The sequence below is a fragment of the Flavobacterium sp. AJR genome, assembly GCF_002156885.1.
GTDB lineage: Bacteria > Bacteroidota > Bacteroidia > Flavobacteriales > Flavobacteriaceae > Flavobacterium.
This window is the reverse complement of record NZ_NCWQ01000047.1, coordinates 1-22812: the sequence shown is the minus strand read 5'-3', so window position 1 is coordinate 22812 and position 22812 is coordinate 1. Positions and strand designations below refer to the sequence as shown.

Here is a 22812-nt window from a genome sequence, read left to right as displayed (position 1 = left end):
AGCAGAATTGAAGCGCTGCAAATAAAAATAAATAGAAACTACATATGAAAGCAGGAATTGTAGGATTGCCAAATGTTGGAAAATCAACATTATTTAATTGTTTATCAAATGCAAAGGCACAAAGTGCAAACTTTCCGTTTTGTACAATCGAGCCAAATATTGGTGTTGTAAACGTACCAGATCCAAGAATTGAAAAATTAGAAGAATTGGTAAAACCAGAACGTGTGCAAATGGCAACTGTAGATATCGTAGATATTGCAGGTTTGGTAAAAGGAGCAAGTAAAGGTGAAGGACTAGGGAATCAATTTTTAGGAAACATCAGAGAGTGTAATGCGATTATTCACGTTTTACGTTGTTTTGATAATGATAATATTGTTCACGTAGATGGGAATGTAAACCCAATTCGTGACAAAGAAACAATTGACATTGAGTTGCAATTGAAAGATTTAGAAACTGTTGAAAAACGTTTAGAGAAAGTAAATCGTGCAGCTAAAACTGGAAATAAAGAAGCTCAGACAGAAAAAGCACTTTTAGACAGAATTAGAGAGTCATTATTACAAGCTAAATCAGCTCGTACTATTACGCCACAAGGTAATGATGAAGAGATTTTAATGGAATCTTTTCAGTTAATTACTGCAAAACCAGTATTGTACGTTTGTAATGTTGACGAAAGTTCTGCTGTAAACGGAAACAAATACGTAGATCAGGTTCGTGAGTTGGTAAAAGATGAAGATGCAGAAGTTATTATCCTTTCAGTAGGAGCAGAAGCAGATATTACCGAATTAGAAAGCTACGAAGAGCGTCAGGTTTTTCTAGAAGATATGGGCTTGAAAGAGCCAGGAGCATCAGTTTTAATTCGTGCTGCTTATAAATTATTAAAACAACAAACTTATTTTACAGCAGGAGTAAAAGAAGTTCGTGCCTGGACAATCAATATCGGAGCTACTGCGCCACAAGCTGCGGGAGTTATCCATACCGATTTTGAAAAAGGATTCATCCGTGCTGAAGTAATTTCATACGAAGATTTCGTTCATTACGGTTCAGAGGCAAAAGCTAAAGAAGCAGGGAAATTCAAAGTAGAAGGAAAAGAATATATCGTAAAAGATGGAGATGTAATGCACTTCCGTTTTAACGTATAATTTTTCTTTAGAAAAAAGAATCAAGATTAAAGAGAATAGACAAAGCTGCTAAAGAAATTTAGCAGTTTTTTTTTGTTTAAATTTTTGTTTTTAAAGGTGATAAAGAGGTTAATCTGCTTTTATCTGTAAAATCTGCGTGAAAAGAATTTTTGTGTTTGTTTTTATTTTTTTTAACATTTGGCTTGAATTTTGGTAAAACTGACTAAAAGAAACTTATGAAAAAAATCATTCTAATTTTAGGAATATTAATTGTTATATCATCTTGTAGAAAAGCCAATCGTGCTCCTTATGAAGGTTTTGATTTATATTTTGAAAATCCTCAGCCTGTTAATGATTCTGAGTTAGACCGATTTCCTGATAAATTTAAAGGGCTGTTTATGGATAGTGATTCTACATTTTTAAGAATTGATGAAAATGCAATTAGGTTTGAGAATTATAATAAATTTATAATCCATAAAAATAAATTAGATTCTTTAAAAGGAGAATATGATATTGTAGATGGGAAATTAATAAGAAAAGAGAAGAATCAGAAGTATGATATGAATTCAAAGGGTGATTCAATAGAATTAATCGAAAAACATGTAGATACATTATTTAGATTTTCATACTATAATAAAGCAAAACGAATTGATGGTAAATTGGTTTTAAGCATACGTGATTCTATTTTCTGGAGAGCAAAAATTTTCTCAATAGATAATAATGTTATAAAGATTAATGATATCCATTCAATGGAGGATTTGAGGAGATTAGATTCTATTACAGCGATTAAATCACAAAAGCTAGATTCAACTTCTTTTGTGGTTAAACCAACTCGCAGAGAATTTAAAAGCGTGTTGAAATTAAAGAATTTTGGATATCAGCAAGAATTCAAAAAAGTTTCAAAATAGCTTGGTTTTAAATGTATAAAAAGGAAAACTGTTGAAGATATTCAGCAGTTTTTTTGTTTTTACCATTAAGGGATTAAGAGAAGTTAAGTCTTAATAAAACTCAATGTCTTAATGGTTTAAATTTTTATTTTTCAGAACCCATTTCCAGCTTTCCGTTTCAAGATTTTTCGGTAAAACCTTTTTTTGTAATACTATAAAAAGAGCTTCCGCTGGTCGCTTTTTTACAGTAACAAAAAAGTGGTTTTCCTCTCAAAATGCTTTCCACTACAATCTGGGGTAGTCATGGACAAAGTATAACATTTACAGGAAATATGAGAATAACTTTATTTTTTTAATTGCTTATATTTGAGAGAAATAATTAATTAAAGTATTGTGAAAAGTCAAAATATAATATCCAAATCATGGTATTTGTTAAAAACTACAGTGTTAGAGTTTAACGATGATAATGCAATAAAGTTAAGTGCTGCATTGGCTTATTATACCATTTTTGCATTACCACCTTTGTTAATTATAATTATTACCATTTGTGGTGTTTTCTTCGGGGAAGATGCTGTTGCAGGCGAGCTTTATGGTCAAATAAATGGATTAGTGGGAGATAGTGCTGCGATACAAATTCAGGAAACAATAAAAAATGTACAGCTATCAGGAAGCAATGTTTTTGCAACTGTTTTTGGAGTCGGGATGTTATTAATTGGAGCTTCAGGAGTTTTTGCCGAAATACAGAGTTCTATTAATTTTATTTGGGGATTACGCGCCAAACCAAACAAAGGACTTAAGAAGTTTATACAAAACCGATTAATGTCATTTTCTATGATAGTTTCAGTAGGATTCTTAATGCTTGTGAGTCTTTTTGTAAGTACAATTTTAGATTTAATGAGTGCACGCTTAAAGTTGTATTTTCCAGAGAGTACCGTTTATTTATTTAATATAATAAATCTGATCATTATCTTGATTAGTATCACGTTACTTTTTGCAATTATATTTAAAGCATTGCCAGATGGAATAATAAAATGGAAAGACGCTTTTATTGGAGCAACTTGTACCGCAGTACTTTTTATGATAGGGAAATTTGCAATAGGATTTTATTTAGGAAGTTCTACAACAGCATCGGTTTATGGTGCGGCAGGTTCCGTAATAATAATTCTGGTTTGGGTCTATTATTCGGCAATTATTCTGTATTTTGGAGCTGAATTTACGAAGGTATATGCTAAGACATACGGAGGTAAAATTTACCCGAATGAATATTCGGTAGAAATAAAAAAAGAAATCTTAGAAATAGAGTAAACACTAAAAATAAAATCATGAAAATCATAGCATTTGGAGGAAGTAACAGTCAGCATTCTATCAATAAAAAACTGGCAACATATGCTGCAAATCAATTTAATGATGCCAATATAGAAGTGTTGGATTTAAATGATTTTGCAATGCCTTTATTTAGCGTTGATGTCGAAAAAGAGATAGGGCAGCACCCAAAAGCAAAAGCTTTTCTTGGAAAATTGGCAGAAGCAGATATTTTGGTAGTTTCTATGGCAGAAAATAATGGGAATTATTCAGTTGCTTTTAAGAACGTTTTCGACTGGTGTTCACGTATCGAGAAAGATATTTTTCAGCATAAACCAATGTTGTTGTTAGCTACATCGCCAGGAGGGAGAGGAGGAGCTTCAGTTTTAGAAATTGCCACAAAATTGTTTCCACGTTATGGTACCGAGATTAAAGCAAGTTTTTCATTGCCGAGTTTTAATGCTAATTTTGATTTAGAAGAAAATAAAATATCAAATACAGAGTTAGATAAAGAATTAAAAGACATTATTAAGTCTAGTTTTTAATCGATGACAATAAAAAAGATTGCTTTTATATTTCTTTTTCTGAATTATATTTTTCTCTATTCGGCATATTCACAAAAGTACAATGCGATTGATGATATTGTGCGGAAATACCCAAAACATTTTAGTTCAACAGAAGATTTAGCGACAAGAATTCAAAAAGATTTTACTTCAGAATATGATAAGGCAAGAGCTATTTATAGCTGGATTGCTTTAAATATAAAATATGATTACAAAGCGTATTTAAATCCGCAGAAGCCCGTACAATTTAGCTATAGAACTGAAGCGGAAAAGCAAAAACAAATAGAGTTAATAAAGGAAAAAACGTGGCAAAAGGCATTTGATTCTCAGAAAGCAGTTTGCGAAGGTTTTACGCTTTTGTATCAACGTTTAGCTTCTTTGGTAGATTTGAAATCTCAAGTAATTAGAGGTGATTCCAAGCAATCATTGACAGATATTGGTCGGAAAAATTTGTTGACTAATCATTCATGGAATACTGTTTGGGTTGACGGAAAATGGATTTTGGTCGACGTTACTTGGGGGCAAGGATATTATGATAGTAATAGAAAAGTAATGGTAAATTATTTTAACTCAGTTTACTTTGATACGGATCCAAAATACTTTTTTGCGAAGCATTTTCCTGATTCAGGAATGTATTTGGATCGTAAATTAAATCAGGAAGATTTTTTAAATGGCCCTTTGATTTCTGATAAAGCTATTGAAGAAGATCTCGAAATTTTAAGACCTGAATCAGGAATAATTAAAGCCAATGATGGTGATAAAATATCTTTCAAAATAAAAAATATTTCAAAATCGGATACATTTTTTTATTTAAAAAGAGGACAGCCAGTCAAAGTAGAAAATCCAAAAGAAGTAAGGGGAACTTTGGAATTCCAGATTACTTATGACAAAAAAATAGGCTCATTTATTACTTTTTTTCTTTATCAAAATAGTGTTGCTTCTTTTAAAATAATTCCAAAGTAGAGATAATTAAAGATGTTTGTTTAAACAATTTTCTTTTTTTGTTGAATTGCCGTATATTAGCAATCAAGGTTTTTTAAAATTAATAAAGCAATTTGGGTATGGGGACAATCTTCCTAAAATCAATATTAGATAACGATTTCTATAAATTTACAATGCAGCATGCTGTAATAAAGCTGTTTCCTAAAGCTAAAGTGCGGTATAAATTTATAAACAGAGGAAAACATACTTTTCCTCCGGGTTTTGCTGTTTTATTGCGTCATTCTGTTGAAGCAATGACAAAACTACAATTGACTCAAGAAGAGAAATTATATTTAAAGAAACATTGTCCTTATCTAGATCCAACCTATTTGGATTTCTTACAAGGATATACTTTTGATGCTTCCGAGGTAGAGATAGAACAAGTTGGTTCCGAATTAGATATTACAATCGAAGGATTCTGGTACCGTACCATTTTATGGGAAGTCCCATTGATGGCTTTAATTTCGGAACTTTTTTACGCATCTCAGGATTTAGTGAGAATAGATGATAAAGCAGTTCAGGATATTACCAAAGCCAAAATTGAAAGTTATAATGCATTAGGAGCTTCAGTTTTAGAATTTGGTACAAGACGACGTCATTCGTATAAAGTACATACTTTGGTTAATGAAACATTAGCTCTTTTTGGTCAGGAAAGTTTTCTAGGTACAAGTAATGTGCATTTAGCAATGCTTAACGGTAAACGACCTTTAGGAACTCATGCGCACGAATGGTTTATGTTTCATGCGGCACAATATGGGTTTAAAGTTGCTAATATAGTTGCACTGGAGAACTGGACACAAGTTTACGGAGGTGATTTAGGAATTGCCTTAACAGATACTTATACTACAGATGTGTTTTTTGAGCAATTTGATAAAAAGTATTCCAAGCTTTTTGATGGAGTTCGACATGATAGTGGAGATCCAATTGAATTTGCTAAAAAAATTATTGCACATTACACAAAACTCGGAATCGATCCTAAGTCAAAAATCATAGTTTTTTCTGATTCATTAAATTTAGAAAAGGTAAAAGTGATATCAGATTTCTGTAAAGGCAAGATAAAAATGTCATTCGGAATTGGTACAAATTTTACCAATGATGTAGGCTTGCCAGCAATGAATATGGTTATAAAATTAACCGAAACGAAGCCAGATTTTACACATTGGGAAGGAGTTGTAAAACTTTCGGACGAAAAAAATAAAAATACGGGAACTCCCGAAATGATTGCTTTGGCAAAACAAGTTTTAGGTATTAAATCCTAAAATATTGTTTAAAAAGCAGTTTTTTTATAAAAATAATGAGTTTCTGTTTTTAATTTAAATAAATGCGTTTAAAAGATACTTTTATTGATAACTTTCAAAAGATTGACTTTCATTTTTTAAGGAGATATAGTACATTAGCAAAAAATCCAAAATTCATTTATGCTAGAGCAAAATCAATATAACGAAGATAATATTCGATCACTCGACTGGAAAGAACATATTCGTATGCGTCCCGGAATGTATATCGGGAAATTGGGAGATGGATCTTCACCAGATGATGGTATTTATATTCTTTTAAAAGAGGTTTTAGATAATTGTATCGATGAGTTTGTCATGGGTGCAGGAAAAACTATTGAAGTGACTATCAGAGATAAAACCGTTTCGGTTCGTGATTACGGCCGCGGAATTCCTCTAGGAAAAGTTGTTGATGTAGTTTCAAAAATGAATACAGGAGGGAAATATGACTCCAAAGCTTTCCAGAAATCAGTAGGTTTAAATGGAGTAGGAACCAAGGCAGTAAATGCACTTTCTAACTATTTTCGCGTAGAATCTGTTCGTGATGACAAACAAAAAGCAGCCGAATTTTCAGCAGGAAATTTGGTTCTTGAAGAAGATGTAATTGATACTACAAAACGAAAAGGTACAAAAGTAACTTTTGTTCCAGACGAAGCTATTTTTAAAAATTATAAATTCCGATTAGAATATGTAATAAAAATGGTTAAAAACTATTGTTACTTAAACAATGGCCTAACTATTATATTTAACGGAGAAAAATACATTTCTGAGAATGGTCTTAGAGATTTATTAGAAGAAACAATTAGTGCTGAAGATTTAGAATATCCAATTATTCATTTAAAAGATACGGATATCGAGATCGCTTTAACGCACAGTAAAACACAATATAGCGAGGAATACCACTCTTTTGTAAACGGACAAAATACCACGCAAGGAGGAACGCACTTAGCCGCTTATAGAGAAGCAATTGTAAAAACTATCCGTGAGTTTTACAATAAGAATTTCGAAGCATCAGATGTACGTAAATCGATTGTGAGTGCGATTAGCATCAAGGTGATGGAACCAGTATTTGAATCTCAGACCAAAACCAAATTAGGTTCTATGGATATGGGATCTGATGATGGAACGCCGCCAGTATCAGTTCGTACTTTTGTAAATGATTTTGTAAAAAATAAATTAGATAATTATTTACATAAAAACCCTCCAACAGCCGAAGCTTTACTTCGTAAAATTTTGCAGGCAGAAAGAGAGCGTAAAGAACTATCTGGAATTAGAAAACTAGCTACAGATCGTGCTAAAAAAGCCAATCTGCATAATAAAAAATTAAGAGATTGCCGTGCGCATCTTCCAGATACAAAGAATCCTAGAAACTTAGAAAGCACCCTTTTTATTACCGAGGGAGATTCGGCTTCGGGATCTATTACCAAGTCACGTGATGTAAATACACAAGCAGTTTTTAGTTTGCGTGGTAAGCCTTTGAATTCCTACGGAATGACAAAGAAAATTGTGTATGAGAATGAAGAATTCAATTTACTACAAGCGGCTTTAGATATTGAAGATGGATTAGAAAAATTACGATATAACAATATTGTAATCGCAACCGATGCCGATGTCGATGGTATGCACATCCGTTTGTTGTTGATTACTTTTTTCTTGCAATTTTTCCCTGAATTAATAAAAGAAGGACATTTATATATCTTGCAAACACCACTTTTTAGGGTTCGAAACAAGAGAGAAACTATTTATTGTTATTCTGAAGAAGAGCGAAAAGCAGCTATCGAAAAATTAAAACCAAAACCAGAAATCACGCGATTTAAAGGTTTGGGAGAGATTTCGCCAGATGAGTTCAAGAACTTCATTGGAGAGACGATTAGACTTGATCCTATTATGATGGATAAAAACACATCGATAGAACAATTGTTATCTTTCTATATGGGTAAAAATACACCAGACAGACAAGAGTTTATTATCAAGAATTTGAAAGTGGAACTAGATGCTATAGAGGAGGAAGTTTAGTTTTTTAAATAAAATATATTGTCAACCGATCTTCAAAATAAAGTCATATTTCAACAAGTAGTCGAGTTATTGCAAAATGCCCGACAACAAGTTTTACGTACCGTAAATTCAACGATGACAATTACCTATTTTGAGATAGGAAGAATGATTGTTGAGGAGGAACAAAACGGTAAAGATAAAGCCGAATATGGAAAACAATTATTGAAAGGACTTTCTCAGCAATTGATTAAGGAATTTGGAAAAGGATTTTCAGTTGATAACCTACAGAATATAAGAAAATTTTATTTAGTGTATTCAATTTCCGAGACAGTGTCTAGTATTTTGGAAATTAAGAATTCCGAGACAGTGTCGCGGAATTCTAATGATTCAATTTCGTCATCGCTGTCGACGAATTTCAGAAATGAAAAAATGCAGATATTATCTTCGTTTTTTAAATTGACTTGGTCTCATTATGTTTTTTTAATGCGAATTGATGATGAAAAAGAAAGACTTTTTTACGAAATAGAATCAGAGAAATACAATTGGAGTGTTCGAGAATTAAAGAGACAGTATGATTCGGCACTTTATAACAGATTATCATTAAGTCGTGATAAAGAAGGAGTTTTAAAGTTATCTGAAAAAGGTCAGATTATTGAGAAACCTAAAGATATTATTAAAGCCCCTTACATACTTGAATTTTTAGGATTGCCAGAATTACATCAATATTCAGATATTGCAATTAGAAGAAGAAATTATTAATAAACTAGAACATTTTTTACTAGAGTTAGGTCATGGTTTTACTTTCGTCGCAAGACAAAAAAGAATTACATTTGATGATAAACACTTCCGAATTGATTTAGTTTTTTATAATAGAATTTTAAAATGTTTTGTACTTATTGATTTGAAAATAGGAGAATTAAAACATCAGGATTTAGGTCAGATGCAAATGTATGTTAACTATTATGATAGAGAAATGCGGTTGGAGGATGAAAACAAAACTATTGGAATTATACTTTGCCAAAATAAAAGTGAGGCAGTAGTAAGATATACTTTACCAGAAAATAACGAGCAAATTTTTGCTAGTAAATATAAAACAGTGTTACCGAGTGTTGAGGTTTTAAAAGAACTCATCGAAAACAAATAATATTAAAATTATAATTTCGAATATAATTAAATGAAAGACGAAGAAGACGATAACATAATTCCAGATAACGAAGAAAATAATTCGGAGGATACTAATTCTTTTGATGACAATCAAGACGAGGAAGAATCTGAAGAGATTATCGAAGTAGATGCCAAATCTTTTGAAGGAGGACATTTTTACGATAATAACGATGGCGAAGGTGGTGATACCATCACCAAAGTTACCGGAATGTATAAAGACTGGTTCCTGGATTATGCTTCGTACGTAATTCTGGAACGTGCTGTTCCTGCTATCGAAGACGGATTTAAACCCGTACAACGTCGTATTATGCACTCTCTTAAAGAGTTGGATGATGGTCGTTATAATAAAGTTGCCAATGTTGTAGGTCACACCATGCAGTATCACCCTCACGGAGATGCGAGTATTGGTGATGCAATGGTACAAATAGGTCAAAAAGATTTATTGATAGATTGTCAGGGAAACTGGGGAAATATCTTAACAGGAGATGGAGCTGCAGCTTCGCGTTATATTGAGGCACGTTTATCTAAATTTGCTTTGGAGGTTTTATACTCTCCAAAAATTACCGATTGGGGTGTTTCTTATGATGGTCGTCGTGCAGAACCGAATAATCTACCGGTAAAATTTCCTTTGCTTTTGGCACAAGGAGCCGAAGGTATTGCGGTTGGACTTTCTACGAAAGTATTGCCACATAACTTTAATGAATTAATCGATGCTTCGGTAAAAATTCTTAAAGGAAAACCGTTTACATTATATCCTGATTTTATGACTCAGGGTATTGCAGATATTTCTAATTATAATGATGGACTTCGTGGCGGACGTGTTCGTGTACGTGCCAAAATTGCACAATTAGACAAGAATACACTTGTAATTACGCAAATTCCGTTTTCGACCAATACGACTACTTTAATTGATAGTATTTTGAAAGCCAATGAAAAAGGCAAAATCAAAATCAAGAAAATTGAAGATAATACTGCGGCAGATGTAGAGATTTTGATACACCTTTTTCCAGGAGTTTCACCAGACAAAACAATTGATGCTTTGTTTGCGTTTACAGCCTGCGAAACTTCTGTAGCGCCTTTAGGTTGCGTTATTGAGGATAATAAACCATTGTTTATTGGTGTTTCAGCAATGTTGAAGATTTCTACGAACAGAACTGTCGATTTGCTTCGACAAGAGTTAGAAATTCAATTAGAGGAATTAAAAAATAAATGGCATTTCTCTACTTTAGAGAAAATCTTCATTCGTGAGGAAATGTACATTGATTTCAAATTATATTCTGACAGAGAATCGTTGTATAAATATTTATATGACCGATTTGAGCCTTTCAAGAAATCATTCGTAAGAGAAATTCACGATGATGATTTACAGCGTTTGACTCAAATTCCGATGATACGTATTACCCGTTTTGATTCTGATAAAGCCGATGATTTTATCGCTAAGTTAGAAGATGAAATGAAGGAAGTAGAATACAATCTGGAAAACTTAACAGATTTTGCGATTGCTTATTTTACCAGATTAAAAGAGAAATATGGTAAAGGACGTGAACGCCAGACAGAACTTCGTGTTTTTGATAATGTTGAGGCTACAAAAGTAGTTTTACGTAACACAAAGCTTTATGTAAACCGCGAAGAAGGTTTTGTTGGAACTAGCTTGAAAAAAGATGAGTATTTAACTGATTGTTCGGATATTGATGATGTGATTGTATTTTTACGAGATGGTAAAATGATAATTACAAAAGTTGATTCTAAGACATTTGTGGGTAAAGATATCATACATGTTGCTATTTTTGATAAAAGCGATAAACGTACAATTTACAATATGATGTATCGTGACGGAAAATCAGGGCCTTCATATATAAAACGTTTTAATGTTTCGGGAGTTACACGTGATAAAGCGTATGATTTAACCAATGAAACTACAGGTTCGCAAGTAGTTTATTTTTCGCATAATCCAAACGGAGAAGCTGAAGTAATAACTATTTTACTGCGTCAGGTTGGAACGATTAAAAAATTGAAATTCGATATTGATTTTGCCAAATTAGCTATTAAAGGAAGAGCTTCAAAAGGAAATTTGGTAACCAAATATCCAATTAAGAAAATCGAACTTAAAGAGAAAGGAATCTCTACTTTATTACCAAGAAAAGTTTGGTTTGATGATACTGTAAAGCGTCTGAATGTAGATGCACGTGGAGAATTGTTAGGAGAATTTAAGCCAAGTGATAAAATATTAATCATTAGCCAGACAGGAAAACTGAAGGTGATTATTCCGGAATTATCAACTCATTTTGATGAAGACATGATTGTTTTGGAAAAATGGAATCCTAAAAAGCCAATTTCAGCTATTTATTTTGATGGAGAAAAAGAACGTTATTATATTAAACGTTTCTTGATTGAGACTGAAAATAAAGAAGAATGTTTTATTACTGAACATCCTAATTCTCAGCTAGAGATTGTTGCGACTGATTATCGCCCTGTAGTCGAATTAGTTTTCACTAAGGTAAAAGGAGTTCAAAAAGATAATTTGTATGTAGATATCGAAGATTTTATTGCTGTAAAAGGCTTTAAAGCATTAGGGAATCAATTAACAAGTGATAAGATAAAACAAGTTAATCTGTTAGATCCATTACCATACGAAGAACCAAAAGAAGAAGTTCCTGAAAAACCGGAACTATCCGATGATGATTCAGTTGAAACGGAACTAGACGACGATGGACAAATCGGGTTGGTTTTAGATTAAAAGATTATTTTTAGAAAATAAACACAAAAAAACGCTAAGTAAATCTTAGCGTTTTTCATTTATAATATATGGGAATTAAATTAATTTTCTGAGTTAATTAATACTTCCTCTTTAATCCATTTTACCTCGTCATTTTCGATAACGACAATCATTTTATCGCCATCTTTTACTTCACCAGAAATTATTTTTTTGGCCAATGGTCTTCTTAAGTGACTACGAATAATACTCTTAATAGGTCTTGCACCATATTTGGCATTATATCCATTTTCTGCCAGATATAGTTTGGCTTCCATAGGGATTTCAACAGTTATATTGATGTTTTTAAGTAAATCCATGAACTCTTTTTTGAGGTGGATTTCAAATATCTTCAATGCGTTTTCTTTGCTAATAGGAGCAAAAGGAACAATTTCGGTTAATCGTCCTAAAAATTCTGGTCTAAAATAATTCCCCATAATTTCCATTAAGGAAGTTGAAGTTGGAATTTTACCACTATTAAAAGTTTCTACAATATGATCTGCACCAATATTAGAAGTAAAAAGGATAATAGCGTTTGAGAAATCTCCTTCTTTACCTAATCGATCATGAAGTTTTCCTTCGTCCATAATTTGCAAAAACACATCATACACAGAAGTATGTGCTTTCTCGATTTCATCAAATAATACGATTGAATATGGTTTTTGTCTTATTTTGTTCACCAATAATCCTCCTTCTTCATACCCCACATATCCCGGAGGTGCTCCATAAAGTAATGCTGCAGAGTGCTCTTCTTTAAATTCGGACATATCAAAGCGGATAATAGCATTTTCATCCTGAAAAAGGAATTCGGCCAAACTCTTTGCTAATTCTGTTTTTCCTGTTCCTGTAGGCCCTAAAAAGAAAAATGATGCAATAGGTTGTCCAGCTTTACTTAAGCCTGATCTTGATTCTAAGATAGATCCTGCAACTGTAGCAATACAATGGTCCTGACCAATAACTCTTCGACCTAAAACTTCTTCAATATTGTTTAATTTTTGCTTTTCTTCCTCTTTTAGTTTTCCAGCAGGAATACCTGTTTTTTGAGCAATAATAAGCGATAAATCAAAAGCTTCGATATGTACACGTTTGTCTAAAGCTCTTTCTTCAAGAGTACTTATTAGGCTTTCGATATGGTTGATGATAGACTCAGATGTTTCAAATGATTTATTGTCATTTTGTTCATCAACAACCATCAAAAATGTTGTCTTATTGATTAAATCGGTAAGGAACCAGTTTGATTCTTTTATTAATTGTTCTTCAGATAAACCAGCATCATTTTGCTTTAAAAGCTCTAATTTATCAAGAATTGATTGTTTTTCTTTAAGAAAAGTTTCGCCAGACGTTTTTAAAACCGACATGGTATGATCGATAAGATTAATAGCCGATTCTGGAAGGCTTTTTTCTTTTAAATATCTTTTGGATAATCGAATGGACTCCGTAATAGTCTCATCATCGATTTGTATTTTATGATGTTCCTGATATGTTTTAATGGACTCGCGAATCATTCGAAACAAAGTATCATCATCAGACTCCTCTAGTTTTACAATCTCGAACATACCCGACAAACCTTGTTCTTTCTCAATTCTTTTGGTGTATTCATCGATTGTCGATGTAGCAATAATGTTTAATCCTTTAGCTAATTCGCCTTTTAAAACATTAGAAACGCCTGAATCTCCACCGTTTTTATCCAGTAGTATATGAATTTCTTCGATGATAAGAATCGCTTTAGGAAACTGTCTTAGTTCCTGAATACAGTTCTTTAATCGGTCTTCGATTTCGCCTTTATAAGAAGCTCCAGCGATTAGGGATGATAAATCTAGTTCAAAAAGTTGTACTTTATTTAAGACATCTGGAACTTGATTTGCAATTACATTTTGAACAAGTGTATCTATTAAAATTGATTTCCCAATACCTCGATCACCAATTAACAATACATTGGGTTTAGAGAATCGACAAAGAATTTCTTTAATCGTGTTTAATTCTGTTTCACGACCAATAGCAACTATTCTCTTTTTCTTTTTTTCGAGGTTTTTATGAATGCAATATTTGCCTAAAAAGCCTTTTTTAACTTCTTGTTTGGCAACGTTTTGGTCTTGAGGTATATTAGTTTGGTCTTCTAGTAATTCGTTTCGGGAAATAGGATAAGTTTTCATCTGGTCGAAGTTAAAACCTACACCAGGTGAGCTTAAGGCAACTATAATGGCATAAAGAGTAATTTCATCTTCATTTAATATAGCTCTTACCGATTCGGCTTCTTTGATAATTTCATCAATTACATCGCTCGGTTCTGCATTAAGAACCTGACTTGTTTTAGGTTCATCTTCCATTCGAACTTCTGCCCATTCGTCAAGATAATAAACATCTTTCCCCATAGTTTCAAGTTGTTTTAAAAGAGATAAATCTCTGTTTAAAATGGCTTTTAATAAATGGGCTGCCGAATAATATTTGTTTGAATTGGTTTTAGCAATTTTTCTTGCTATTTCAAATGCACTTAGTAATTCTACGCTGAAAATGTTTTTTTCTTCTTCCATACTATTTTAATCTTTAGACCAGATCAAGTATTTTTTTACTTTATAGCTAATATTTAGTCCCTTAATGCAATTATTTTGTTTGTCTTTGTTTAATCGTATTGATTCTATTTTTATTTTTTTTCCTTTAATAGCAGCACATAATTGTGAAAAAGTCAACAATTCTTTATCATTTTTTACAATCGGAATATCAAGATCATCACATAGATATTCAGAGAAATCATCTTTGACTTTGCTACCTTCAGCAACTTTAGTTAATAAAATTTCAAACTGATCTTCGGATATTTTTGGAGCCTTTTTTACTGCGCTAATACTATCTTTTTGAGTTTTAGTTTTTGGGGCAACAGGTACATATTGTAACATGTCTTCCAGAGGGTCTTTTTTAACAGAACCCCTTGGTAATGAAAAAGCTTCTGCCTTTTTTTCATATTCATACGAGGTTACATCCAGCGGATTTGTTTTCTTAATTACTCTGGTGTGCACATAAATTGTTTTTTTTGCAACGGTGCTAAAATCTCCATTTATGATAAGTGTAATTGTTTTTTCGCCCGGAGTTGAAAAAGTGTATACTGGATTTGCCGAAGTTTCGTCGATTCCTCTTCTATTTTCTCCAAATGACCATTCCCATGTTCTGGCATCATCAGATTCGGATCTAAAATAGGTGGGTTGTCCTGCGGTGATTATTTTTGGGACAATAATTTGAGGAGTTCCAAATTTATCGGCAGCATATTTATCCTTAATTACGAGTTCTCGAGTATGGGTACAATCCCCATTTATAGTTAGGGTAACTTTATATTTTCCGGGTTTTTTATACACGTGAAATGTATGTCTTCTTACATCTAGTAACGACCCATCTCCAAAATCCCATTCCCATGTTTTTGCATTATGGGTTCGGTCATAAAACTCAATGGATTCCTCGCTTTGCGAGTGATCTGAGAAAATGTAAAGCTTAACATCTTCGCAGTCTACATGGTTGAAAAACTGGACTATAAACGCAACTATTCCTATCAATAATAAAACTGCAAAGAAGAATATAACCCTAATGTCGATGTTTTTTTTATTCATTTTTTATTTTTAAGAATTCACAAAAGTCAGAATATATTTTATAAAGTTACTCGCAAAAATAGTTTTTATTATTTTAAGATTCCAAGAATTATTACTATAAAATTTACAAAAAATAATTTGTATTCTTACAGAATAATTTATTACGTTTGTAACCTTGTGATTGTGGATGTGATAAATTCATAATAAAAGAACCAGGCTAACAAATACCACAACAGTTAGTTTTTGGAAACTGAAAAATGATGTTTTATTTCATTTTTTAGAAGCAATAGATTTATTTAAAAAAATATAAAAATGCCTTAAAGTAGTATTTTTATGACTTATTGAAATTGATTTTAATTTTATTGCAATCTATATTGCAGTATTAAAATTTGAGAATAAATTTAAAAATCATAAAATCTGAAGATGTCGCATTGTTTGAAATAAGATGGACATTTTAAGAAAATTATAATAAAAATAATTCAAGTTAACAAATACCACAACAGTTAGCTTTTTACGATTGATAGATTTCAATAATTGAAAATCTATAGCCACTGATTTCTTTGAATCGGGGTAAAATAATATTTTATATTTTTTTTAATGAAGCAAGTAATTTTATTAATACTAGCAATATTGCTACATACAGAATGCAGGAGTCAGAGTTATATTTCTCAGATTCCCTTTAAATATGATTATTCCTTGGATTTGCTAAAAAAGCAATCTCATATGGAAGAAGCAGGATTAAAGAATAAAACTGTTGTAAATGATAATTCAGAAAATTTAAGTGATGCTACTTTAGCCTTAAAGGAGAAGTATTCGATAGTTCTTGCTGTAACTCCTAATAAAATAACGAATTACAATTTGTATGGGTATATCGATACTTGGATTAATACGCCGTACAAAGAAAAAAGCTTTTCGAAAAAAGGAATCGATTGTTCTTATTTCCTGCAATCACTGTATAGTGATGTTTATAAAGTAACACTTCCTAAAGATCCTGCTGGAATGTGGAAATCTAAAGCAATTCAGATTTTTACAGGACGAAGTTTTTTAGCAGAAGGGGATTTAGTTTTTTTTCGATACGATAAAGATCATCCTATCTCGGATGTTGGTTTATACCTTCATAACGATAGGATTTTGGCATGTACAGATAAAGGATTGGCGATTTATAATTTCAATGACGAATATTTTCAATTGCGCTATATAGGAGCAGGAAGAATCAATGAAGATGCAAAGAAGAAATAAACAGTCTCTTGAAACTTTGGTAAAAGAAATAGAGAGTATTTCTTATGATATCAGAGCCGAAATTATAGCCAATGAGCTTATTGAGAGCAATAATGTTGTATCCGAAGAAATTATAATTTCTAATAGAGGACAATTCTCAAGAGCGTATAGGAGTGATGTTTTAGGCGCAACGATCCAGGATGATAACTACGATAAACAGGAATATCTTAACATATTCTTGTCTAGAGATAGTATTTATGATGCGCTACCAGAGGGTTATGTTCATAGTTTGAGTGAGAACAATACTGATAAGTCTGTTCGGCAAATGATAAAAGAGCATAAGCATCAGAAAAAACAAGAAGCCGAAGCTCGTAATTTTTTTATTCCTTTTGAAAATGAAATTTTTCATTATAGGACTAAGATAGAAAGTGTTGAGAGAGATTTTTTATACAAATTAAACGGAAGCAAACCACTAGATTTTTTTTATGATTTCTGGGGTTTGCCACATATTTACCCAGCAGTTTTGGTGTCTAAGTTTATTCAGCTTTTGCCATACGCTTATAAGATTGTTGGTGATATTGATTTAGCATGCCGCTGTTTAGGCAGTATTATAGAAGAAAAAGTACAATATAAAATAACAAGTTCTAAAGAATATAGTGATGAGAGTCAGCAAATTAATTTAGGAGAAAATAGATTGGGTGTCGATTTTATTTGCGGTAACAAGTATATGGATTACTCCATGAATGTAACCGTCGAGATAGGACCTATAATCAATAAGCCTTTTCAAGATTATATTCATGAAGGCGGGGTTAAAAAATTTATAGATTGTTTTTATGAGCATTTTTTTCCAATGGAAGTTGAACTTAAAACAATCTTATTAATGAATGAAGAAACAGAAGCATTTAATTTTAGTAAACAGCCTGTGTTGGGATATTCAACACGAATTTAGAAATGATAAAAAAACATTTAACAGCGCTTATAGATATTAGGCTCATTGTATTTCTGGTTGTAATTATAGCAGTAAGTGTTATTCTTACAATGGTATTTAGTGATAAAATAAAAGAATTTGCAGTAAAATATAAAAAGAAATTCTATATCTATATATTTTCATTTGTGCTTATTTACGCATTAGTAGCCTTCTTGGGTTATAATAAGTTATTTACAGAATTATCTGATGAATTTCTGTTTTATCAAATAGCTTCTTTATTGTTTGGATGCCTTCATGTTTATTTATATAGATGGTATTTTGAAGAATTTAATGTCAAATCTGTTGGTGTTGAATTGTTGTTTTCTTTATTAATTATTCTGTATTCAAGTGTTCTGTTTATAATTATTTATACAGCACTTAATGGTATTGGGCTTACTTTCCTAATGTGTTCACACTTCTTAGTGTTTATTGTTCCTACTGGAATTTATGCAGTATTTAATTATATGATGCAAATACCACCCAAAGAATATGTTACCTGGAAAATACGTGAGGGAAATAATCCATATCCTGAGATTGATGGGGTAGAAATGAAAGATTTATTACTTATAACCTTATTGATTCAAAAAAATGAAGATAGCCTTGTATATACATCTCTTAGATCTAAGGGGCCTGTAAGAATCGATTTTGGTAATTTATTTTATCATACTGTTTCGGGGTATAATGACCATAATAGCGAAAGTAAAATTGATTTACATGATAGTGATGGAGGGAATTCTAATTGGGTATTTTTTCTGCAGCCCAAATGGTATCAAAGTGCTAAGTATGTTGATGCTAAATATACTTTGGGAATGAACGGTATTACTGAGAATTCGGTAATTATTTGTAAAAGACAAAAAGAAAAAATAGTAGGGACCTCCGGTAAAAAGAATGAAGATGATCAAGCGGTATATGGTGTAGGTAGTGATAACGGAAAATCCGCAGCAGGAAAATCTGCCAAAAGTGAAAATAAGGCGACACAACTCAATTAAAAAATTATGATAGAAAAATTAAATCATTTTCCTGTTAACTGGATTGATGGGATGAAGATAAATAAAAGTCATTTCTTATCGATGCAGGATAATGTTTCTGAATTAGTAAGTGATGCAATAGGTATTCATACAACACCTATGAGTTATGGACTACTTGATTTGGGGAATCAGAATAGAGAATCAACAAAAATTACATTAGGAATAGACAATCATAAACTACTTCGTGTACGTGTAGAAGAATGTCATGCGATTACCCCAAATGGATCCAGAATTGAAATAAGTAAGAGTCATACAGATACATTGGATTTGCAAGTTCCATACCCAGAAGATACTTATCAGATAAAAGATGGAGAACAATTGGTATTACTTGCTTGTATATCTGTTAATTCTATGAAAAGGATTCCTTTTGGAGAACCTGATCCAGAAGAAGTACCACCTAGATATCCATATTCACAACCAGAATATAAACTTCATTTAATTAAAGCAGAAGATTTTCGTTCAGGAATAGGGTATGGAGGTTTTTATCTGGCTATAGGTAAGGTTTTAGTTGGAGATACTACAATTCTTGATGATGCTTATATTCCGCCATCTATGACTGTAGCTTGTCATCCAAAATTAGTTGACATGCAAGCACAAATTGCGCGGTCATTTGGACAGATTGAAGTTTATTCGGTACAGATTGCTCAAAAAATAAACCGAATTCAGCAAACAGGTCTTCTTGCTAATGCAATGTTGCAGTTGGCAGATAATACTGCTTATTTTTTAGGAAATTGTCTTACACAGTTTCATTGGGTTTCATTGTATCAACATCCGTCATCGATGTTAAGTACAGTGGTATCTTTCGCCAGAGTGATGAAAAATTTCATTGATTCAAAATCTGGAGCAGGGAAAGAAGAGTTGTTAAATTATTTTGCTGAGTGGTGTGATCTTTCACAAGGTGATTTAGAGACATTATTTACGTCACTTATCAATACAGGCTATAATCATGTATATATAGATAAAACAGCTACACCTACGATGAATTTCTTAGTCAAAATAGAGAAATTGTTCGAGACTTTAAGTAAGCTGGATTATATAGGTAAGAAAAAAGAAAATATTGAATTATTTGTTGCCGAAACAGATAAAAAAGATATTGTTCATAACCCAAAACGTCATGGTTTTTTTATAAAAGATTAAAAATAAATAGAAATAATAAATAATGGAAGTATTAAACAAATCAGAACGCCAGAAAGCATTTATAGCTTTTCTAGTAGCCTTTATTCTAACTTTTGCAGTGATGTTAATTGCAGTATCATTTAATTTTTATATGCCTATGGCTGAAAATAAAATGCTTAAAGCAGAGAATGAAATGATGAAAAGAGAATACGATTATCAAACTAATTTTTCGGTAAAAATTGATAGTATCAGGATGACTGTAGATTCTATTAATTCGCCAAAAGTAGATAATGATTTTCAGCAACGTTTGGCAAATGTAATGATAGCCAATATTTACCAGAAAATCCCAAGGGATACTACAGAGAATAAAAAACTATATAATAATGTTATTCTAGCTTATAAAAATATTATTGATTATAAAAAACAAATCAGGAGTCTTACACATAATTCTCATTTAATAGATAGTTTGAACCAATCGGCCAAAACATATAAAGAAGAGTTGGAAAAAGTTAGCAGAGATTTAGATGTTTGTCGTCAAATTTATCAAAATCAATAGGCTAAGAGTTTAAAAAAAAACGCGAATTAATAAACTAATCATTTAAAATTTAAAATTATGTTATCAAATTATGGAATTGGAGGTAATGAAGTAAAATTAGATGCAGATGAAGCAATCATTGCAATCCCTCAAAACAGAACACTTGTTGCTCAAAAATTAACAGTTGATGCACCTGTAAAACCAGAATTAGTAGAAGGAATTACAAGCATAGAAAAAGCATTTGAGCATTTTAAACCAGAGGTAAAAGTAAATTTTGAAACTGTAGATGGTGCTACTAAAGTAGAAGCTTTAAAATTTAAAAATTTAGGTGATTTTGGTATAAAAGGTATTACAGGACAAAGTAGCTTTTTATCTGATTTGGAAACAGAGAAAGATCAATATCAAAAAATTATTCGTCAGTTAAAATCGAATAAAATTTTGAAGGCAGCATTAGAAGATGCTGATGCTAAAAAAGCATTATTAGAAAGTCTTGGAACTCTGATTAATGAATTGAAAGAGAATAAATAAGAAATTTTAAAAAAATAGAAAGCATGTCAAATAAAGAAGCATATAAAAGTAATGACGTTGATACAGCAGTATTAGAACGTAAAGTAACAGGAGGTTCTTCTATTGAAAAAAACATTGAAAAACTAGCTAAATACGGTGGGTTTGATTTGTTGGAAATGTCTATTGAAGGAATTCAAAATCTTAATCCGGAAAGAAAAGCAAGAAGAAAAATTTTTCTTGGAGAAGTAAACAAAGCCAAAGAAAGAGAAACACTTAAAAAGACATTAGAGCTTTGGACTTCGGTTTTAAGCAATAATGAAGCTTTGACTGATATGGTGGCTCAAAGTGAAGATAAAGCTAAAGAATCTGAAGCGTTATTAAAAAAGAACTTGATTAAAGCTGTTGAAGATACAAGAGAAATTGAAGCAGCATATAGAACGGTTGCTTTATTTTTCAAAAATACCGAAACAGATAAAGTAAAGAATGTTACTATCGTAAATGCTGATTTAGAGCAATTAAAAGACCTAGATAATACTCGTTTTATTGATGCAATTCACTCAGAGTTAGTAGATAATTATGATCGTTTAGATCTTAAAAATAACTATGGTATTCTTGTTATTCCTGGTTATTTAGGATCAAATAAAGTAATTGAAAAATGGGCAAAAATTGCACATGAGAACAAAGTAATGTTGGTTACAGATTTTGAGCATTTAGATGAACCGGATGATGTAATGGAAATGTTTGATGCTGCTTCTTTAACAGGAGGAGATGTGTACCGCTCAAATGTAATTATGACATGTAACTGGTTGGTAGGACGCGGAAGATTTGATCAATTAGGTGAAAATGAAGATTTACATATTGCTCCATCTGCAGCGCTAGCTGGTAAAATATACAAAACATTAATGTCTCAGGTTACTGCTGGTAAAAAATTCGGTGGTATCAATGAAGTTGATGGAGTAAAATTTGACCTTAAGAAAAGTGAAATTGCAAATCTTGAAAACTTAGGATTAGTTCCTATGGTAAATGAGTATGGCAAAGTGATGGCTTTCTCAGCTAAAACATTATTTAGCGGAGACAATTTAGGATTACAAACGTATTCAGTAGTTCGTGTTTTTGATTACGTAACAAAAGTATTAATGGATTTTCTTAATCGTCGTGCTTTCGAAAACTTTACAGCCAAAACTCGTAAAGAAATAATGAATCAAATTGTTGCTTTCCTTGATGGTATAACAGGACCAGACAAATTGATTGAGAATTTTGAGATTCGCAGATTCGAACAAGATCCGATTCAAAAAGACAGAATATATATGGATATCCATATGAAACCATATTTTCCAGCCAAAAATTTCCTTATAAAAATGGATGGCCAAAAAGGAGATGATGGAACAGAGTGGGATACAGATTACGAACAAAAATAGTAGCTGTATAGAAAATTATAAAAAGGAAACACATTCTTTGTGTTTCCTTTTTTAAACAAAACATTGATCTTTTGAATGGTCAAACCAAATAATTCAAATTCATGAATGCACTTAAAATTTTATTTTTAATCGTATTGTTTTCAATTTCATATTCGATTAAAGCCCAAAAAGTTAATCCGATAGATACTTTAAATTGCTCTATTTCGCAAAATGAATTATTGCTTTCAGGGAAACTTTTTGCAAGTGCACCAGCAATTTTATTACGTGTTTTTAATGAGGATTATGAATATGCCGTATTTCAATTAGGAAAAAGAAAAAGTAAGATTTTTTTATATTTTAAAATTTTTACAGATAATGTTTGTGTAAAGCAGCAACAACCTCTGGTACTTTACTTTAAAAGTGGAGAAAAGTATGT

Annotated in this window: 19 protein-coding genes and 1 pseudogene; 18 read left to right on the top strand and 2 right to left on the bottom strand. The window is 31.7% G+C overall.

Annotation, left to right across the window (positions count from 1 at the left end; translation table 11 throughout):
- The first annotated feature begins 44 nt into the window (after positions 1–44).
- The 10 genes from ychF (at position 45) to B8T70_RS13455 (ending at position 12021) form a co-directional block, all read left to right on the top strand.
- Complete coding sequence (gene ychF, locus B8T70_RS13495) at positions 45–1139, top strand: redox-regulated ATPase YchF (protein ID WP_086895183.1); 1095 nt, start codon at positions 45–47, stop codon at positions 1137–1139.
- Positions 1140–1354: 215 nt separating this feature from the next.
- The gene (locus tag B8T70_RS13490) at positions 1355–2026 is read left to right on the top strand and encodes a hypothetical protein (protein ID WP_039117159.1); all 672 of its coding nucleotides are present in this window, start codon (positions 1355–1357) and stop codon (positions 2024–2026) included.
- Between the two features lie 372 nt (positions 2027–2398).
- A complete protein-coding gene (locus B8T70_RS13485) occupies positions 2399–3310 on the top strand; it encodes a YihY/virulence factor BrkB family protein (RefSeq protein ID WP_086895182.1) in 912 nt (303 codons plus the stop codon).
- 17 nt (positions 3311–3327) lie between these two features.
- Positions 3328–3852: an NADPH-dependent FMN reductase gene (locus B8T70_RS13480; protein ID WP_086895181.1), complete on the top strand. Its 525-nt coding sequence runs from the start codon at positions 3328–3330 to the stop codon at positions 3850–3852.
- A 3-nt stretch (positions 3853–3855) separates the two neighbouring features.
- Complete coding sequence (locus tag B8T70_RS13475) at positions 3856–4833, top strand: transglutaminase domain-containing protein (RefSeq protein WP_086895180.1); 978 nt, start codon at positions 3856–3858, stop codon at positions 4831–4833.
- Between the two features lie 98 nt (positions 4834–4931).
- Positions 4932–6110, top strand: coding sequence for a nicotinate phosphoribosyltransferase (pncB, locus tag B8T70_RS13470; RefSeq protein ID WP_086895179.1), 1179 nt, complete (start codon positions 4932–4934; stop codon positions 6108–6110).
- A gap of 159 nt (positions 6111–6269) precedes the next feature.
- Entirely contained in the window at positions 6270–8141 is a 1872-nt protein-coding gene (locus B8T70_RS13465; RefSeq protein WP_086895178.1) for a DNA topoisomerase IV subunit B, read from the top strand.
- 18 nt (positions 8142–8159) lie between these two features.
- Positions 8160–8879, top strand: coding sequence for a DUF1016 N-terminal domain-containing protein (locus tag B8T70_RS13460; RefSeq protein ID WP_242667477.1), 720 nt, complete (start codon positions 8160–8162; stop codon positions 8877–8879).
- Complete coding sequence (locus tag B8T70_RS24240) at positions 8854–9264, top strand: PDDEXK nuclease domain-containing protein (RefSeq protein ID WP_242667476.1); 411 nt, start codon at positions 8854–8856, stop codon at positions 9262–9264. Before B8T70_RS13460 ends, B8T70_RS24240 begins: the two co-directional genes overlap by 26 nt.
- 30 nt (positions 9265–9294) lie before the next feature.
- Positions 9295–12021 (top strand): DNA gyrase/topoisomerase IV subunit A, encoded by a 2727-nt coding sequence (locus B8T70_RS13455; RefSeq protein ID WP_086895177.1) that lies wholly within the window; start codon positions 9295–9297, stop codon positions 12019–12021.
- Positions 12022–12101: 80 nt separating this feature from the next.
- Here B8T70_RS13455 and B8T70_RS13450 read toward each other — a convergent pair whose 3' ends face one another.
- Both B8T70_RS13450 and B8T70_RS13445 read right to left on the bottom strand, forming a co-directional pair.
- Positions 12102–14567: an AAA family ATPase gene (locus B8T70_RS13450; protein WP_086895176.1), complete on the bottom strand. Its 2466-nt coding sequence runs from the start codon at positions 14565–14567 to the stop codon at positions 12102–12104.
- A gap of 6 nt (positions 14568–14573) precedes the next feature.
- Entirely contained in the window at positions 14574–15629 is a 1056-nt protein-coding gene (locus B8T70_RS13445; RefSeq protein WP_086895175.1) for a PKD domain-containing protein, read from the bottom strand.
- A gap of 576 nt (positions 15630–16205) precedes the next feature.
- On the opposite strand from B8T70_RS13445, the gene B8T70_RS13440 reads away from it, so the two are divergent.
- From B8T70_RS13440 to B8T70_RS13405, 8 genes and pseudogenes are all read left to right on the top strand, one after another.
- Positions 16206–16847, top strand: coding sequence for a C40 family peptidase (locus B8T70_RS13440; RefSeq protein ID WP_086895174.1), 642 nt, complete (start codon positions 16206–16208; stop codon positions 16845–16847).
- Positions 16831–17775, top strand: coding sequence for a hypothetical protein (locus B8T70_RS13435; RefSeq protein ID WP_242667475.1), 945 nt, complete (start codon positions 16831–16833; stop codon positions 17773–17775). The genes B8T70_RS13440 and B8T70_RS13435 overlap by 17 nt, the downstream gene beginning before the upstream one ends.
- 2 nt (positions 17776–17777) lie before the next feature.
- Positions 17778–18782, top strand: a complete 1005-nt coding sequence (locus tag B8T70_RS13430) for a TssN family type VI secretion system protein (RefSeq protein ID WP_165763213.1) — start codon at positions 17778–17780, stop codon at positions 18780–18782.
- A gap of 6 nt (positions 18783–18788) precedes the next feature.
- Positions 18789–19958 carry a hypothetical protein gene (locus B8T70_RS13425; RefSeq protein ID WP_086895172.1) on the top strand — a complete coding sequence of 390 codons (1170 nt, stop codon included), beginning with the start codon at positions 18789–18791 and terminating at the stop codon, positions 19956–19958.
- Positions 19959–19980: 22 nt separating this feature from the next.
- Entirely contained in the window at positions 19981–20493 is a 513-nt protein-coding gene (tssO, locus tag B8T70_RS13420) for a type VI secretion system TssO (protein ID WP_086895171.1), read from the top strand.
- A 57-nt stretch (positions 20494–20550) separates the two neighbouring features.
- Positions 20551–21000, top strand: a complete 450-nt coding sequence (locus tag B8T70_RS13415; protein ID WP_086895170.1) for a hypothetical protein — start codon at positions 20551–20553, stop codon at positions 20998–21000.
- Between the two features lie 23 nt (positions 21001–21023).
- Positions 21024–22397, top strand: coding sequence for a DUF5458 family protein (locus B8T70_RS13410; protein WP_086895169.1), 1374 nt, complete (start codon positions 21024–21026; stop codon positions 22395–22397).
- 101 nt (positions 22398–22498) lie between these two features.
- Positions 22499–22812 (top strand): annotated as a pseudogene (locus tag B8T70_RS13405) (hypothetical protein); the annotation flags it as partial.